Genomic DNA, 15,760 nt, shown 5'->3' with positions numbered 1-15,760 from the left:
ATCGAATTCACCTCGATGCTCGCCTTTTCATTTACACTGCTTTTTCTTTATCCGTTACCGCTGACTTATCCCAACACTCTGTATTCGTTAAACCAGGAATAGAATCTGCACGGAAGACTGGATCTTTTCCTTGTTTCTTTTGCCTTACATAGTCTGCCAATGCAGCATACGCAAATCGGCCAAGAAGTGTAATCGCAATTAAGTTCGTGATTACCATTAGACCCATAAATAAGTCTGCCATATTCCATACGACTTGAAGCGTTGCTACAGAACCGAATAACACCATTCCAACTACCGCAACACGGTAAATCGTTAACCACGTTTTACTTTGTTTAATGAATTCAATATTTGTTTCACCATAATAGTAGTTTCCTAGAAGCGAACTAAATGCAAATAAGAAAATAATAATCGCTAAAAAGCTGCTCGCCCATGGACCGATTTGTGAACTTAATGCATTTTGTGTTAATTCAATACCTTCTAAATTCGTTGCTTTATATGCACCAGAACATAATACGATAAATGCTGTTGATGTACATACTAAGAATGTATCTACTAAAACACCGATTGTTTGAATAAAACCTTGTTTCGCTGGATGCGTTACATCAGCTGTTGCTGCTGCATTCGGCGCACTACCCATACCTGCTTCGTTCGCAAACAATCCGCGCTGAATACCATATTTCATCGCAGCACCGATACCGCCGCCTACAGCTGAGTCTAAACCAAATGCACCCTTAAAGATTTCTGTAAACACATCTGGTATTAAATAGAAGTTTTTAATAACAACAAAAATTGCTACTGCAATATAAATAATTGCCATTGGCGGAACAATCATTTCCGACATACGCGCAATACTTTTTACACCACCAAAAATAATAACTGCAACTAATACCGCTAATACGATCCCAACAACGTAACGCTCAATACCAAATGCGTTTTTGAATGCTAATGTAACTGTATTGGCTTGTACTGAGTTGAAAATTAAACCGTAACTAATTGTAATCAGAATAGAGAACCAGATCCCCATCCAACGTTTATTTAAACCTTTTTCCATATAATAAGCAGGACCACCACGGAAGCCACTGCCATCTTTTATTTTATAAATTTGTGCAAGCGTACTTTCTACAAAACTTGAAGACGCCCCGATAATCGCAATAACCCACATCCAAAATACTGCTCCAGGTCCTCCCATAGAAATCGCTAACGCTACACCAGCTAAGTTACCGATACCAATACGAGCTGCGGAACTCATACAAAAAGCTTGGAAAGATGATACACTGCCCTTTTTACGCGTCTTTCCAGTTAATCCATCACTCATTAATCGAATCATTTCCCCTAAATGAGTAAGTTGTACGAATTTCAATTTAATAGAAAAATAAAGCCCTAAACCAATTAACATTGCAATAAGAATATATGACCAAAGAATTGTATTCGTTGATGAAACGAATTGTTCCAAAATATTCATACAATTAACCCCTCCTTTTCTCCATAAATCGAATTATATTCAAAAAATATTCAAAAATCAACATTTTTCGACATCTTGAGACTTCCAAATATTAGGCTCTATTCAATAAATACAGTGTTCTTTTGTGACTTCACTTTCACAAGCTGTGCATACTAAACAAAAATAATTTCATAAACAACACCATTGACAAAAATACATAACTGTAACTATAATGGTTACATCAGGTTGTAACAAACCTAATTACAATACATTCATTCATTTTCAGATATACACTTTAACAAAACTATTTGGAGGGATTTATTATGAAAATCGGAATTATCGGAGCAACTGGTAAAGCAGGAAGTCGTATTTTAAAAGAAGCATTAGATCGTGGGCATGAAGTAACGGCAATCGTAAGAAACGCTGCAAAAATTACAGAAGAGAACGTAAAGGTTTTAGAAAAAGACGTATTCTCTATTACATCTAATGACTTACAAGCATTCGATGTAGTTGTAAATGCATTTGGTGCTCCAGCAGGACAAGAACACCTTCACGTAGATGCAGGGAACGTACTTATCGAAGCTGTGAAAGGTACACCAAATACGAAATTACTTGTAGTTGGCGGAGCTGGTAGCTTATTTGTAGACGAAGAGAAAACAACACGCGTATTTGACACGCCAGGTTTCCCTAACGAATACCTTGCAACAGCTCAAAATCAAGGTAAAAACTTAGAAATCTTACAACAAACAAATGATATCGCTTGGACATTCATCAGCCCTTCTGCACTATTTGCATTAGGAAAACGCACTGGTTCTTATACAGCTGGCAAAGACAATCTTCTTGTTAACTCAAAAGGTGATAGCTACGTAAGTTACGAAGACTTCGCAGTTGCAGCACTTGATGAAATCGAAAATCCAAAACACGTAAACGAACGCTTCACAGTAGTTTCTGAAGCTGAATAATAAAGAAAGAAAGCTCGTAAAACATAATGTTTTACGAGCTTTTTCTTATTATTGTACTTGCTCTAAGCCATTTGGAGTTATCTTAAAGGATATTTCTTCACCCTTCTTTGCACCCTCTTTTTTAACTAACTCATTCTTTTTATACCAATTCAAACGACTCGGTTCCGCATGATATACTTTCAACACGTCTCCATACTCAAATGCCGTTCCATTTACTTGCTCAGCAAAATTCTTCGATGTTTCTTGTCCTTCTGCTGTTACATGTTTTTTCTCGTTTCCATTTTGATCATATACCGTAAGTCCTATATACTGTTCATTCTCAAAACGATAATGAATTGTATCATCAGTAAATGTTGCATGTAATTTCTTTGCGTCATGATTTAACGTAACGATTGAACGCGTTACATTAGCCACACCTTGGTATACTATACTATCTCCATATGTTACTTCTAGGGGAACTTCCGTCACTTTCTTATTTCCAAAGCGATCTTTCGTTTCTACTTTTACTTTTTGTTCACCGATTTTTGTTGTAATTGGTTTTTCTACAAATCCAACTACTTCTCCGTCTTTCACTTGAACAAAGTTTTTTGCATCTAATTTTTCAGCGTTTGTTCCGATTGTCACCTTTTGTGGTACCGCTGTTACTTCTTGTAAACTTTCAAGTTTTTCAAAACCTTTTTCCGTTATTTCAAAGTACAACTCTTGTTTCCCTTTACCGTTACTTACAAACTCATTCTTTTGATACCACTTTAATCGATCTGATTCTGCATGATATACTTCCACAACATCACCATATGCAAAGTCTATACCATTTAACTGTTCTGCAAAGCTTTTAGAAGTCTCTTGCCCTTCTACTGAAATAACTTTCTTTTCATTTCCATTTTGATCATATAGCGTTATTCCCATATATTTTTCATTTTCAAAACGATAATGAACTTTAGAATCCGTAAATGTTGCCTGTAGCTTTTTCGTATTATGATCCGCAGTTACGACAGAACGCGTTTTATTACCATCACCTTGGAAGACTAAGCTATCGCCATAGATTACTTCCAATGAAACTTCCGTCACTTTCTTATTTCCAAAGCGATCTTTCGTTTCCACTTTTACTTTTTGTTCACCAATTTTCGTTGTATTCGGCTTTTCTACAAAACCAATTACTTCTCCACCTTTTACTTGAACAAAGTTTTTCGCTTCTAATTTTTCAGCGTCTGTTCCGATTGCTACTTTTTGCGGTACTGCTTCTACTTCCTGTATACCGTCTATTAGTTCATATCCTTGTGGAGTAATCTTAAAGAACTTTTCTTTTTTATTCTTAGCTCCCCCTTGCTCTACAAGTTTATTACTTTGATACCAATCGAAGCGACTTGGTTCTGCATGATATACTTTCATAATATCGCCATATTGAAGTTCAACACCTTCAAGTTGCAAAGCAAATTTTTTAGAATTTTCTTGTCCTTCTATAGAAATATTTTTCTTTTCATTTCCATCCTTATCATATAAGGTAATCCCTACATACTTTTCATTTTTAAAGCGCTCATGGAACTCATTACCAACGAAAGAAACGTTGATTTTCTTTTCATCATGAAGGAGTGTTATAACAGAATTTACCTCATCACCGTAACCTTTAAATACCATAGTATCTCCATAAAGACTGTTAACTGGAACAGAAATGAAATTCCTCTGTCCTTTCTCATCCTCAATTTCTACTAATACCGCTCTTTTTCCAACTTCTAAATCCGGCCACATAATTCTACCTGTTACTTTTACATTTTCACCCAAATTTCGAACAAGACTATTCGCTAGATTTTCATTAAAATTCGCACCAACGATGAGATTTTGTACCACATTAGACGCTTCACCATAAGGAAGCCCGCCATATGGTTTCACTTGTTTTTCACGAATAATATTACTATCTGTTGCTTTCCATATTTCTTTTTCTAATTTAGGCAAATTTAAATTTTCGATTTTTTCTCTAACCTCATCATTTGGACTTAATCCCCATTTCTCAAAAAACGGCACTAAGTTTTGTTCAGCCGCTTTCGATGCCATATAAATAAACATTTGCTTTTTATCTTCATCTGAAGCAGGCATTTCAAATTCTGGTAATAAGCGATACATTTGATGTAAATTAGGGTAAAAATGCTCTCCATAAGCTAAATCAAGTTGCCAAAACATTACTAGTTTCTCGAATTCTTCCATCTTTTTTTGAGCATCAGGATTATCTAAGTAGGCAAAAGCTTTTTTATAATGACCATCTTCTTCTAGACTTGATTTATTGCCTAACATCCTTTGAACCGATAATGAATATATATTTACTGTTACTTCTCCTACACCTGACCAAAACCAAGGAGCTTGCTGATGTAAATGCCCTACTTCATGCCACGGTCCCCAGCCATCTCCTTGTAATCTCTTTATATTTAAAACCCTATCCATAGTCTCTGGAACATACCCTGTATGATAATGAGTAGCAAACATCCAATCATCTTTATCTGGTTTTCTCTTTTCAACAAATTGGATATAGTGGTTTGGAGCTTTTGACAACCCTACACCATCTTCAGATAATCCTGCTACAGAATTTTCAAAGCGAATAATCTTATCATGTAGCCTCATTAATTCTACTGGATCCGTCTCTCCCATATAGTTTTCCACTGCTTCAGGACTTGCAGTAATTAAACTTCTCTCACCCTTCAATTCAACTGCATAAGGATTTTTATACTTCTTTAACATTGCATCCCAATCTTTTTTTGTGTGTTTTCCTAAGATAAATAATGGAAAATGACTTCCTCCATGAATAACTGAAGCCGCTACTTCGCCATCATTATTCATATTATAAAAATACAGTATTCCACCTCTTGAAGATGAAATATTATTTTCACCAGGTTTTAACTCAAATTCTTCAAACCCTTTTTCATCGTATGACTTCGTTCCTATGAACGCTTTAATAGATTGCGTTCCTTTTATTTCAATTTTAATTTCTTCATTTGGACTAGCATAAATTCCAGTTGGTTCATTCGCTGAAAGTACATAACGTACTTTCAAGCGTTTTTGCTCTTCTTCAATACTACCTTTCCCAGGCAAATGAAACGTTCTCTGCTCCAAACGATTCTCTTTACTCTCTTCCAACTGCCCGCCCTTACTCTCTTCCAAAGGCGCGGCATATCCTTTCGACGCTTCGAAAGCTACTGGTGATAATAGTGTAGATATACATATACCAGCTACTAATACCCTACTCTTTTTCTTCTTTGACATAATCTGTGTCCCCTGTCCTTTTTTTAGACAAACCATCCTATATATTCATTTAATGAAAAATCCTATTATCTTTATAAAAACATTTAATGAATAGACTAACACCTCGCGCACCTAATCTATTACTACCGCATTTCTCTCCATGTATTCACTTTCTTATATTGATAAAAAGAGAATAGTAAAAGATATTTTTCAGTCTTGTCATCTATACATCTACAAATGTAATTAATAATAGAACCTTACATTTTCTTCATATATAACCATCTATAGGTAGTTTTTCCAACTGAATTGTACACGCTTTCCCCTTCGTTTGATAGCCTTTCTAATTAGAATAATGTTACAATTTTGTGAATAAAATCCGTTTATTGTAACGTTTAGATTTTGTCATATTTTATTATTTTTAAATACTTTTTCAAACGTTGAAATAGTGTTTTACTTGATTAATTATTATTTTGATATATCTTTAAAAACTCCATATAGAAAAAGCATTGGCATACGCCAATGCTTTTTCTTATCTTTTATATTGATTCGGTTTATGCGGTTCGTTTGGAGTATATGGTTGATTTGGTTTATGTGGGCCCTCAGTTTTTTTCCAACTTACCGCTAATTCTGGGCTTGTTTTCTCTTCACTACGCTCAAGTAATACAACCGCATTTTGAATTGTCGATGTACCTTTATGCGCAATACCTTGTAGTTTCGTTAATTTACCTATTACTTTGAAACTAAATCCACCAGCTGGTGTTTGTTTCGGAATTAAAATGCGGAACTTTTCTCCTACATTAAATTCTGTTTTTGTTTCGCCTTTTTCATTTACAAATTTCACGCCCGTTGGTGCACCTGTTGCTTGCACTTTATACGTTCCACTTTTTGCATTTGTTTCTACTGTATATAAACCTGTTTCAAAGAAATCATTTTTCAATACTGCTTCTTGTTCTTCTGCTGGCACAACATTCATCGTAATTTCTTGTAACTCTTCACTAGCGCTTGCTTTTGCAACGATATCTTTCGTTACTTTCTCTACATTTTTATTGCGGAAATCTAAGTCATTAATATCAATTTGTTTTAAAGCATTCCATACTGCAAGTTGCGTTGCATAATGTGCTTCTCTCCAGTCAGAAACACCTAATTCTTGTGGGCTCTTTTGTGGATATCCATTCAAGAGTACGCGGTACACGTTAATATCCACTTTCCCCATTTCCGGTAAGTCTTGACCACTTGGAGATTTCAAATCTACATTTAAACAAAATGCAATTTTCCCATCTGCCGTTTTAATAAGTTCTGTTCGGATTGGTTTCTTCTTTGACTTACTGTAGCTCCAAGCCATTTCATACTTTGTATGGTCCATAACTTCTGCGAACGCTTTTTGAAGCGGGAATAACAGAAATAAAACACTTAAAAACATAGCTAAAAGTTTGAACGATTGCTTTATATTCATGTTTACAGCCCCTTAATAACAAACTTAATACTAAGTAGTATTTAATTAGAAAATATTTTTATGCACAAAAAAAGAGTGCATAAGCGCACTCTTTTTTCTTTCTTACTTTAATCTTAGAAATCGAAGTTATCAGGATCTGGACCAACGCGGTGGTTTTGATTTAACGCATCGATTTTTTCCATATCTTCTTTTGTTAATTCAAAGTTAAATACATCAGCATTTGCAATAATGCGGTGCTCTTTCGTTGATTTTGGAATTGTGATCACTCCATTTTGAAGATCCCAACGTAAGATAACTTGCGCTGTTGTTTTACCGTGTTTCTCAGCGATTGCTTGTAATGTTTCGTTATCTAATAATTGACCTTGCATAAGAGGTGACCATGCTTCCATTTGAATACCTTGTTCTTTACAGAAAGCTTGTAATTCTTTTTGTGTTAAACGAGGGTGGTATTCTACTTGGTTAATCATTGGCTTAATTTCTGCATCTTTCATTACATCTTGTAAGTGATGGATTTGGAAGTTACTCACACCAATTGCACGTACACGCTCTTCTTTATAAAGTGTTTCTAGCGCTCTCCATGTATCTTTATATTTTCCTTCTACAGGCCAGTGAACAAGGAATAAATCTAAATAATCTAGTTCTAATTTCTTTAAGCTCTCTTCGTATGCAGCAATTGTTTCTTCATATCCTTGATCTGCGTTCCATACTTTTGAAGTGATAAATAATTCTTCTCTTGAAATACCAGTTGCTTCGATACCTGCACGGATTCCCTCACCTACAGCTTTTTCATTTCCGTAAATTGCAGCTGTATCGATACTGCGGTATCCAGCTTTAATCGCTGATTTTACAGCTTCTACAAGTTCTGGTCCTTCTTCTACTTTAAATACACCTAAACCGAACCAAGGCATTTCTACACCATTATTTAATACTGCTTTACTTTGTAAGTTTTTCATTTTATTTTCTCTCCTTTTATTTTACTTGATCTCGTTTTTCTAATGTCATACTCCATGCTGTTAGAATTACAGCACCTACTACCATAAGGCCACCTACCCAAGCAGTATGGATTAATCCTAATGAATTCGTCACAAGGCCACCTATATAAGAACCTAAAGCAATCCCTGCGTTAAATGCGGCAATGTTAATTGCTGAAGCAACATCAACCGCACTTGGAACAAAGCGCTCTGCCAATATAACTACATATACTTGTAGCCCCGGAACATTCATAAATGCGAATAGTCCCATGAAAATAATTGTGATTAATCCAGCTACTTTAAATGGCGCTGTAAATGTTAAAACGAATAATATAATTGCTTGAATAAGGAACATATAAAATAGCGCTCGAATCGGATTATGATTCGATAATTTTCCGCCGACCATATTCCCTATCGCAATAGCGATTCCATACACTAATAAAATGATAGTAACGGTACCTGCTTCAAACCCTGTTACCTCTTGTAATAACGGTGATAGATACGTAAATGTTACGAATGTACCGCCATATCCTAGTGCAGTAATAATGAAGACAAGTAACAGTCTTCCATTTTTAATTAGTTTAAATTGATCACGAAACGATACAGGTACACCATTTTTTAAATTAGATGGGACCAGTATACTGTTTGCGATGAAAGCAATAATTCCAATTACAACAATCGCCATAAATGACGCTCTCCAGCCAAACTCTTGACCGATAAATGTTCCAATTGGCACACCAGTAATAGTCGCAACTGTTAATCCAGTAAACATAATCGCAATTGCGCTAGCACGTTTATTTTCTGGTACGATTGCAGCCGCAATTGTAGATCCTATCGACATAAACACACCGTGTGCAAATGCAGCTACAATCCTTGCGATAATTAATACAGTGAAGCTTGTTGCAACAGCCGCAATGCCATTACCAATAATGAAAATAACCATAATCCACATTAATAATGTCTTTCGCGACATACTAGCCGTTAACGCCGTTAAAACAGGAGCTCCTACTGCCGCTCCTAACGCATATAAGGAAACCGTTAAACCAGCTGTTGTAACCGAAACATTTAAATCTTTTGAAATAGATGGTAGTAAACCGACACTAATAAACTCGGTCGTACCAATCCCAAACGCACTAATTGCTAGTGCTAATAAAGCAAACATACTTCTTCGACTCGTCTGAGATTCCGAAGATGGTACTGTATATGAACTCAATTGAATTCCTCCTTATTACAAGAAATCCAATCATAATAGTATGATAAAAAGGCCCTTTTATCTTCTAAAAAATATATTTCATACTTACAAATGCTATTATGAATGGTTTCATTCCTTTTTTGAAGAACGCACTTTAAAGTACGATAGGCACTAAAAAGTAACATAGTCACTTTTGGGTACCGTACTACTCATTTGCCTCTTACATGTGCTATTATGAAACATATTTAACATAATAAAAAGTACGTACTTTAAAGTGCTATAGGTACTAAAAAGTAACATTTGTATTATTAAACTTACTTTACTCATAAAAGGAGGGTTTCATATGAAGAAATATAATATTCCTGTAGAGGCGACTTTAGAGGTTATCGGCGGAAAATGGAAGGTTGTTATCCTTTGTCATCTAACGAAAGGTACAAAGAGAACGAGTGAACTAAAACGTTTAATGCCTGGTATTACACAAAAAATGTTAACACAGCAATTACGTGAATTAGAAGACGACGGAGTTATTCAAAGAAAAGTATACAACCAAGTCCCACCAAAAGTAGAATATTCTCTTACCGACTACGGTTGGTCTTTAGAATCGATTCTTAACTCTCTTTGTACTTGGGGCGAGTGCCATCTTGAAAAAGACGGTAACACATCCATGCTAATTGCAGAAGGTGAATAATAGGAAAAAGGAAAAAATGAACATGAATTTGTTCGTTTTTTCCTTTTTTTCTATATATATATGTACATTTCTAACTAAAACAAAATATTTTATACGCTTTCATACCTTGTCAGCACTAGGTTATACACTCAATATCAAATAATTAGGAATCATTTTTATGTTAACATAGGTGCATATAGTATATAATATAGGATATATATTATATACACTTTCCGGTAACGGAGCTTTTCCATTATGCGGACAAGCCATGTATCGGACAGTTCATAAATGATAGGTAGGACGTTATGGTTTTAGATTTATGTTTGCAGCTTACTTGCTGTCGTAAATTTAAAGGCATTTTATTGTGCTTTGTGAAACTTTGTATAAAGTTTCGTAAACGTTTACTGTCTTACTTATCAAAAAATAAGAGTATTGCTATCGTAAAGGAGAATTGGAGATGCCAGAAACTATGACTCAAACAAAGCCAGAACAAGAAACTGTACAAATTTCTGCTAGCCAAGGACAACTTGATGTACTTGATCAGTTGTTAAAACCTGAGGTACAAGAATCATTAACAACACTAGTAGAACAGCTTCCAAAATTAACTGAGCTTGTTAATATTTTAACTAAGTCTTATGACTTCGCTCAAACTGTTGCTACTGATGAAGTATTAAAAAGTGACACTGTTGGTGCAATTACAGAGCTTGTAGAACCTGTAAAAGATACAGTAAAAAGCATGGCTGCAACTGCAATCGAAGCGAAAGATCGTGCTGATGAAAGCAACGAAGTTATCGGCCTATTCGGTCTATTAAAATTACTAAAAGACCCACAAGCACAAAAAATGTTCCGCTTTGTGAACGCATATCTTCAAATTAGTGCAGAACGTAACAATAAATAATTTAACTTATAACAACAATTAGTAAAGACGGGGGATATCATACTATGTCAAAACAAATTGTCATCTTAGGCGCTGGTTATGGCGGTCTTCTTGCCGCTCTAAACGTACGTAAATATTACAGCAAATCAGAAGCACAAGTTACAGTGATTAACCAATACCCAACACACCAAATTATCACTGAACTACACCGCCTTGCAGCTGGTAACGTTGCTGAGCAAGCAATTGCAATGCCACTTACAAAGCTTTTCAAAGGTAAAGACATCGATCTTAAAATTGCAACAGTTGAGTCATTCTCAGTTGATAGCAAAGAAATCAAACTAGCTGGCGGCACTACTTTATCTTACGATGCACTTGTAGTTGCTTTAGGAAGTAAAACTGCTTACTTCGGTATTCCAGGACTAGAAGAAAACAGCATGGTATTAAAATCTGCTGCTGATGCAAACAAAATCTACAAACACGTTGAAGACCGTATTCGTGAATACGCGAAAACGAAAAACGAAGCTGATGCTACAATCGTAATCGGTGGTGGCGGATTAACTGGCGTTGAGCTAGTTGGTGAGCTTGCTGACATTATGCCTAAACTTGCAAAAAGCCACGGCGTAAATCCAAAAGAAGTTAAACTTCTTCTTGTTGAAGCAGGTCCAAAAATCCTTCCAGTATTACCAGACCACTTAATCGAACGTGCAACTACTAGCTTAGAAGCACGCGGTGTTACATTCTTAACAGGTCTTCCTGTAACTAACGTTGCGGGCAATGAAATTGACTTAAAAGATGGTCAAAAACTTGTTGCTAACACATTCGTTTGGACGGGTGGCGTACAAGGTAACCCATTAATCGGTGAATCAGGTCTTGAAGTTAACCGTGGTCGTGCAACAGTTGATGCATACCTACAATCTACTTCTCACAAAGACGTATTCGTTGCTGGAGACAGCGCTGTTGTCTTCTCTCCAGACGGTCGTCCATACCCACCAACTGCGCAAATCGCTTGGCAAATGGGTGAGTTAATTGGATACAACTTATACGCAGCACTAGAAGGCAAAGCATTCGAAGAGTTCGCACCTGTAAACTCTGGAACACTTGCTAGTCTAGGACGTAAAGATGCTGTTGCTACAATCGGAGCAAGCAATACTCCACTTAAAGGTCTACCAGCATCATTAATGAAAGAAGCAAGTAACGTTCGTTACTTATCACACATTAAAGGTCTATTCAGCTTAGCTTACTAATCTGAATATAAGCCCGAATCATGCCCTGCATGGTTCGGGCTATTTTTTATCCGTAATTTTCTCTAATTTATTTATTCGGCAAAAGAATAAAATAATCCTTTCAATTATCTAAATTTACTGATTGTTTCATGTCCAAATTGTGTATATGAAAAGAGTGAAAGCATCTTCTTTACTTCCACTCTTCCACAAAAGCTATTATCCCAATTTCACTAAACTATAGTTCTTCTTCCCTTTACGGATAATAATAAATCTTCCATCAAACGAATTTTCTACAGTTACATCCGTACCCACATCTGTTACTTTCTCGCCATTCATAGATATAGCTCCATTATTAATATCCTCACGCGCTTGTCTTCTAGATGGTTCAATTCCTAAATCAACTAGCCACTCTACAATATTTTTCGTCTCTTTTGAAGAATGGAACGTTGGCATCTCTTTAAAACCTTGTTCAATTTCATCAGCTGTTAACGATTTAATATCTCCGCTAAATAATGCTACTGTAATTTTCACAGCTTGCAGGAAAGCTTCTTCTCCGTGAACGAATTTCGTCATTTCTTCTGCTAATACTTTTTGCGCTTCACGTTTATGAGGCTCTGTTTCTACCTTCAACGCTAATTCATCAATGCGCTCTTTCGTTAAGAACGTAAAGTATTTCAAGTACTTAATTACATCACGGTCATCTGTATTTACCCAGAACTGGTAAAATTCAAACGGTGTCGTTTTTTCAGGATCAAGCCAAACCGCACCACCCGCTGATTTACCAAACTTCGTACCGTCTGATTTTAATAATAATGGAATTGTTAAACCGAATACTTTCGCCTCATGACCTTCTAGCTTACGAATTAAATCTAAACCACTCGTAATATTTCCCCATTGGTCACTACCACCAATTTGAAGTTGAACATCTTCTTTCGTGTATAAATGATGGAAATCCATCGCTTGCAAAATTTGGTACGTAAATTCTGTGAAAGAAATACCTGTATCTAAACGACTTGCTACAATATCCTTCGCTAACATGCTATTGATGCTAAAGTTTTTCCCGTAATCACGTAAAAACTCAATAATGTTTATTTCATGTGTCCAGTCGTAGTTATTTACCATCTTCACTTCACTATTTCCACCAAAATCAAATAGCTTTTTCATTTGCGCTGTTAACGCATCTACATTATGCTGAACTACTTCTAATGTTTGAAGTTGACGCTCTGATTGTCGTCCACTCGGATCACCAATTGTTCCTGTTGCCCCGCCAATTAAAATAACAGGATGGTGCCCAGCTAATTGGAATCTCTTCATCATCATAAACGGAATCAAATGCCCGATATGCATACTATCACCAGTCGGATCAACTCCGCAGTATAATGAAATCTTTTTCTCTTCTACTAGCTTACGCAAGCCTTCTTCGTCAGTCTGCTGATTAACGGCGCCACGCCATTCTAATTCATCAATAATATTCATCTTTTGTCATCCCCTTTATTTTTTAAAAACAAAAAAGCCCCTATGTCTACGATAGACATAGGGACGATTATTCACCGTGTTACCACCCAATTTGCATAAATAGCATAGCTACTCATACCACTCTTAGCAATAATATCGATTGCTACTCCGCTTAGCATTACCTAAGATACTCCAGAGTGTAATTCACAAGTTTGTTTGTGCTAGGTTCCAGCAACCCCTAGCTCTCTTAAATAACAGTGACAAACTGCTACTGGGCTCTTTCAACGTATGTTATATGTTAAATTATTAGCCATTATATTGAATTGAAAACAAATTGTCAACAATACCCAAATATTATTTTAAAATAATTCACATTTTCACACGTATTCCTTTATTCTTTATCTTCTCCAATAATCCTTACTTCTCGCTCTAACTTCACGCCAAATTTCTCCTCCACTGTCTTTTGTACGAAGTGAATTAAATCGATGTAATCTTGTGCTGTTCCGTTATCAACATTCACCATAAATCCAGCGTGTTTTAAAGAAACTTCCACTCCACCAATTCGCTTACCTTGTAGTCCTGAGTCTTGAATCAGCTTACCAGCAAAGTTATTTGGTGGGCGCTTAAATACACTACCACATGAAGGGTATTCTAGAGGCTGTTTTGACTCACGTTTAAACGTTAAATCATCCATTTTCTCTTTAATTTCTTCACGTACACCTTCTTCAAGTTCAAACTTCGCTTCAAGAATAATGTAATGATTGTTAGCAAATACACTCTTACGATATCCAAATGCAAATTCATCTTTCGTTAAAGTACGTAAGTCTCCATCACCTGTCATTACGACAGCTTCTGTTAATACAAACGATACTTCACCACCATATGCACCAGCATTCATATATAAAGCTCCACCAACTGAACCTGGAATACCACAAGCAAACTCAAGACCCGTTAAATTGTGGTCTAATGCAATACGTGATACGTCAATAATTGCTGCACCACACCCTGCTACGATTGTCGTCCCTGTTACAGTAACACCTGTAATATGAATTAAACTTACTGTAATCCCGCGAATACCGCCATCTTTAATAATGACATTCGATCCATTTCCTAAAAACGTAACTGGAATATTATATTGATTTGCATACTTAATAACTTCTTGAATTTCATCATAATTTGTAGGCGCAACGAACACATCTGCTTTTCCGCCCACTTTAATATGCGTATGATTCTTTAACATTTCATCTTGTTTAACATGTCCTTCAGGCAATACCGTACTTAAATATTTATAAACCTCTTGCATATTCATTTTACGATTCCTCTATTTCTATATTCATTTTATCCCGTTATACGGGCCCATAATATCCCCACATACATGAACTGAACCTAAAGTGGTGGATACAGTGTACCTAAAATCAATTCGAGACACCTATAAACCTCTTAAAATATAAGAGGTTCCACTCATATTAAAATATATATTGCATAATAAAGCAACCCAAATGGACTACTAAACTTGACATGTAATCAGAAAGACAACAATTTGTAAAATATATCACTTTTACAAAACACTATCCCTCAGTATCTTACTATACCATATAAAAAGAAAGTGGTATTTTTTTGTACTTTTTACTTTATTTACATCAATAAAAAAAGAGCACATCCCACAGAATGTGCTCTTTCTATAATCTTTACATTACTTTTCGTTCTCTTCTTTTTCTTTATCAAACCATAACAGCTCATCGTCATCAACTTCACCATTATAATTGATTAAAATCTCTTCTCCAGCTTTTATATCCTTATAAGCAAAGAAGTTAAACGTGTGGTTCTCGAAGACGATATCATACGTTGCATTCGGCTTATATGAATGATTAAATAACATGCCATATCCTAAAAGGAATGCCGTATGATTTACCCCATACTCAAATGCGTAATCAGCAAGTAACGTTTTCTCAATATGTTCATGCTGTTCATTTGGATAAGAGATAACTGGTGCTGAGTGTATCAACTCACCCTTTTTAATATCACGAGTTGCAAATACACCTCTATTAAATTCTCCATCACTAAGTTCAGAAGTCTTAACTTCGATCATATGTGTCACCTATATAATTCTTTCTTTGAAGTATTTTATTCCGCTATTTGCGAATAACTTGATTGGTGAAGGCTAATCATCGGTATGTATTAGTCTCACTTTATCTCCTTAAGCTTGGCAGAAAACTCGCAGAAAAGCAATTAAATTCCTATCAAGTATTCGTTTCAATGAAAAAGAGCACATCATTTGTGCTCTTTTCAAG

12 protein-coding genes and 1 other annotated feature are annotated in these 15,760 nt (G+C 35.7%); of the genes, 4 read left to right on the top strand and 8 right to left on the bottom strand.

The features are described from left to right. Positions 1 to 31: 31 nt before the first annotated feature. Positions 32 to 1,462 (bottom strand): alanine/glycine:cation symporter family protein, encoded by a 1,431-nt coding sequence (locus COK05_RS04645; RefSeq protein ID WP_098611638.1) that lies wholly within the window; start codon positions 1,460 to 1,462, stop codon positions 32 to 34. A gap of 302 nt (positions 1,463 to 1,764) precedes the next feature. Here COK05_RS04645 and COK05_RS04640 point away from each other — a divergent pair, with 302 nt between their 5' ends. Next, the gene (locus tag COK05_RS04640) at positions 1,765 to 2,403 is read left to right on the top strand and encodes an NAD(P)-dependent oxidoreductase (protein WP_098611637.1); all 639 of its coding nucleotides are present in this window, start codon (positions 1,765 to 1,767) and stop codon (positions 2,401 to 2,403) included. A gap of 48 nt (positions 2,404 to 2,451) precedes the next feature. On the opposite strand, the gene COK05_RS04635 is transcribed toward COK05_RS04640, so the two are convergent. The 4 genes from COK05_RS04635 to COK05_RS04615 all read right to left on the bottom strand — a co-directional run bounded on the left by COK05_RS04635 (position 2,452) and on the right by COK05_RS04615 (position 9,217). Then, positions 2,452 to 5,652, bottom strand: coding sequence for a putative mucin/carbohydrate-binding domain-containing protein (locus COK05_RS04635; RefSeq protein ID WP_098611636.1), 3,201 nt, complete (start codon positions 5,650 to 5,652; stop codon positions 2,452 to 2,454). Between the two features lie 508 nt (positions 5,653 to 6,160). Next, positions 6,161 to 7,084, bottom strand: a complete 924-nt coding sequence (locus COK05_RS04625; protein ID WP_098611635.1) for a thioester domain-containing protein — start codon at positions 7,082 to 7,084, stop codon at positions 6,161 to 6,163. Positions 7,085 to 7,197: 113 nt separating this feature from the next. After that, complete coding sequence (locus tag COK05_RS04620; protein WP_098611634.1) at positions 7,198 to 8,037, bottom strand: aldo/keto reductase; 840 nt, start codon at positions 8,035 to 8,037, stop codon at positions 7,198 to 7,200. Positions 8,038 to 8,053: 16 nt separating this feature from the next. Further along, complete coding sequence (locus COK05_RS04615; protein WP_176539413.1) at positions 8,054 to 9,217, bottom strand: MFS transporter; 1,164 nt, start codon at positions 9,215 to 9,217, stop codon at positions 8,054 to 8,056. Between the two features lie 373 nt (positions 9,218 to 9,590). Here COK05_RS04615 and COK05_RS04610 point away from each other — a divergent pair, with 373 nt between their 5' ends. The 3 genes from COK05_RS04610 (at position 9,591) to COK05_RS04600 (ending at position 12,035) form a co-directional block, all read left to right on the top strand. Then, on the top strand, positions 9,591 to 9,935 hold the full coding sequence (locus COK05_RS04610) for a winged helix-turn-helix transcriptional regulator (protein WP_098611632.1): 345 nt from the start codon (positions 9,591 to 9,593) through the stop codon (positions 9,933 to 9,935). Between the two features lie 436 nt (positions 9,936 to 10,371). Then, positions 10,372 to 10,812, top strand: a complete 441-nt coding sequence (locus COK05_RS04605) for a DUF1641 domain-containing protein (RefSeq protein ID WP_001115309.1) — start codon at positions 10,372 to 10,374, stop codon at positions 10,810 to 10,812. A 44-nt stretch (positions 10,813 to 10,856) separates the two neighbouring features. Continuing rightward, positions 10,857 to 12,035, top strand: a complete 1,179-nt coding sequence (locus tag COK05_RS04600) for an NAD(P)/FAD-dependent oxidoreductase (protein WP_000043197.1) — start codon at positions 10,857 to 10,859, stop codon at positions 12,033 to 12,035. Between the two features lie 195 nt (positions 12,036 to 12,230). Here the strand turns inward: COK05_RS04600 and tyrS are convergent, their stop codons facing one another. From tyrS to COK05_RS04585, 3 genes are all read right to left on the bottom strand, one after another. Continuing rightward, on the bottom strand, positions 12,231 to 13,490 hold the full coding sequence (gene tyrS / locus COK05_RS04595) for a tyrosine--tRNA ligase (RefSeq protein WP_098611631.1): 1,260 nt from the start codon (positions 13,488 to 13,490) through the stop codon (positions 12,231 to 12,233). 56 nt (positions 13,491 to 13,546) lie between these two features. Further along, positions 13,547 to 13,763 (bottom strand) — a binding site (T-box leader). Between the two features lie 97 nt (positions 13,764 to 13,860). Next, entirely contained in the window at positions 13,861 to 14,778 is a 918-nt protein-coding gene (murB, locus tag COK05_RS04590; protein ID WP_098611630.1) for a UDP-N-acetylmuramate dehydrogenase, read from the bottom strand. 384 nt (positions 14,779 to 15,162) lie between these two features. Next, complete coding sequence (locus COK05_RS04585) at positions 15,163 to 15,558, bottom strand: SET domain-containing protein (RefSeq protein ID WP_000573656.1); 396 nt, start codon at positions 15,556 to 15,558, stop codon at positions 15,163 to 15,165. Positions 15,559 to 15,760 lie beyond the last annotated feature (202 nt).

Source organism: Bacillus cereus (genome assembly GCF_002567495.1).
In the GTDB taxonomy this organism is placed as follows: Bacteria; Bacillota; Bacilli; order Bacillales; family Bacillaceae_G; genus Bacillus_A; species Bacillus_A cereus_AQ.
This window is presented reverse-complemented; position numbering and strand designations above follow the sequence as displayed.

What these genes read in the sequence shown, in the direction of transcription:
- COK05_RS04605 (WP_001115309.1), top strand. Translation starts at nt 10,372, where the DNA reads ATGCCAGAAACTATGACTCAAACAAAGCCAGAACAAGAAACTGTACAA.
- COK05_RS04620 (WP_098611634.1), bottom strand. Translation starts at nt 8,037, where the DNA reads ATGAAAAACTTACAAAGTAAAGCAGTATTAAATAATGGTGTAGAAATG.
- COK05_RS04640 (WP_098611637.1), top strand. Translation starts at nt 1,765, where the DNA reads ATGAAAATCGGAATTATCGGAGCAACTGGTAAAGCAGGAAGTCGTATT.
- murB (WP_098611630.1), bottom strand. Translation starts at nt 14,778, where the DNA reads ATGAATATGCAAGAGGTTTATAAATATTTAAGTACGGTATTGCCTGAA.
- COK05_RS04635 (WP_098611636.1), bottom strand. Translation starts at nt 5,652, where the DNA reads ATGTCAAAGAAGAAAAAGAGTAGGGTATTAGTAGCTGGTATATGTATA.
- COK05_RS04600 (WP_000043197.1), top strand. Translation starts at nt 10,857, where the DNA reads ATGTCAAAACAAATTGTCATCTTAGGCGCTGGTTATGGCGGTCTTCTT.
- tyrS (WP_098611631.1), bottom strand. Translation starts at nt 13,490, where the DNA reads ATGAATATTATTGATGAATTAGAATGGCGTGGCGCCGTTAATCAGCAG.
- COK05_RS04585 (WP_000573656.1), bottom strand. Translation starts at nt 15,558, where the DNA reads ATGATCGAAGTTAAGACTTCTGAACTTAGTGATGGAGAATTTAATAGA.
- COK05_RS04645 (WP_098611638.1), bottom strand. Translation starts at nt 1,462, where the DNA reads ATGAATATTTTGGAACAATTCGTTTCATCAACGAATACAATTCTTTGG.
- COK05_RS04610 (WP_098611632.1), top strand. Translation starts at nt 9,591, where the DNA reads ATGAAGAAATATAATATTCCTGTAGAGGCGACTTTAGAGGTTATCGGC.
- COK05_RS04625 (WP_098611635.1), bottom strand. Translation starts at nt 7,084, where the DNA reads ATGAATATAAAGCAATCGTTCAAACTTTTAGCTATGTTTTTAAGTGTT.
- COK05_RS04615 (WP_176539413.1), bottom strand. Translation starts at nt 9,217, where the DNA reads ATGTTTGCTTTATTAGCACTAGCAATTAGTGCGTTTGGGATTGGTACG.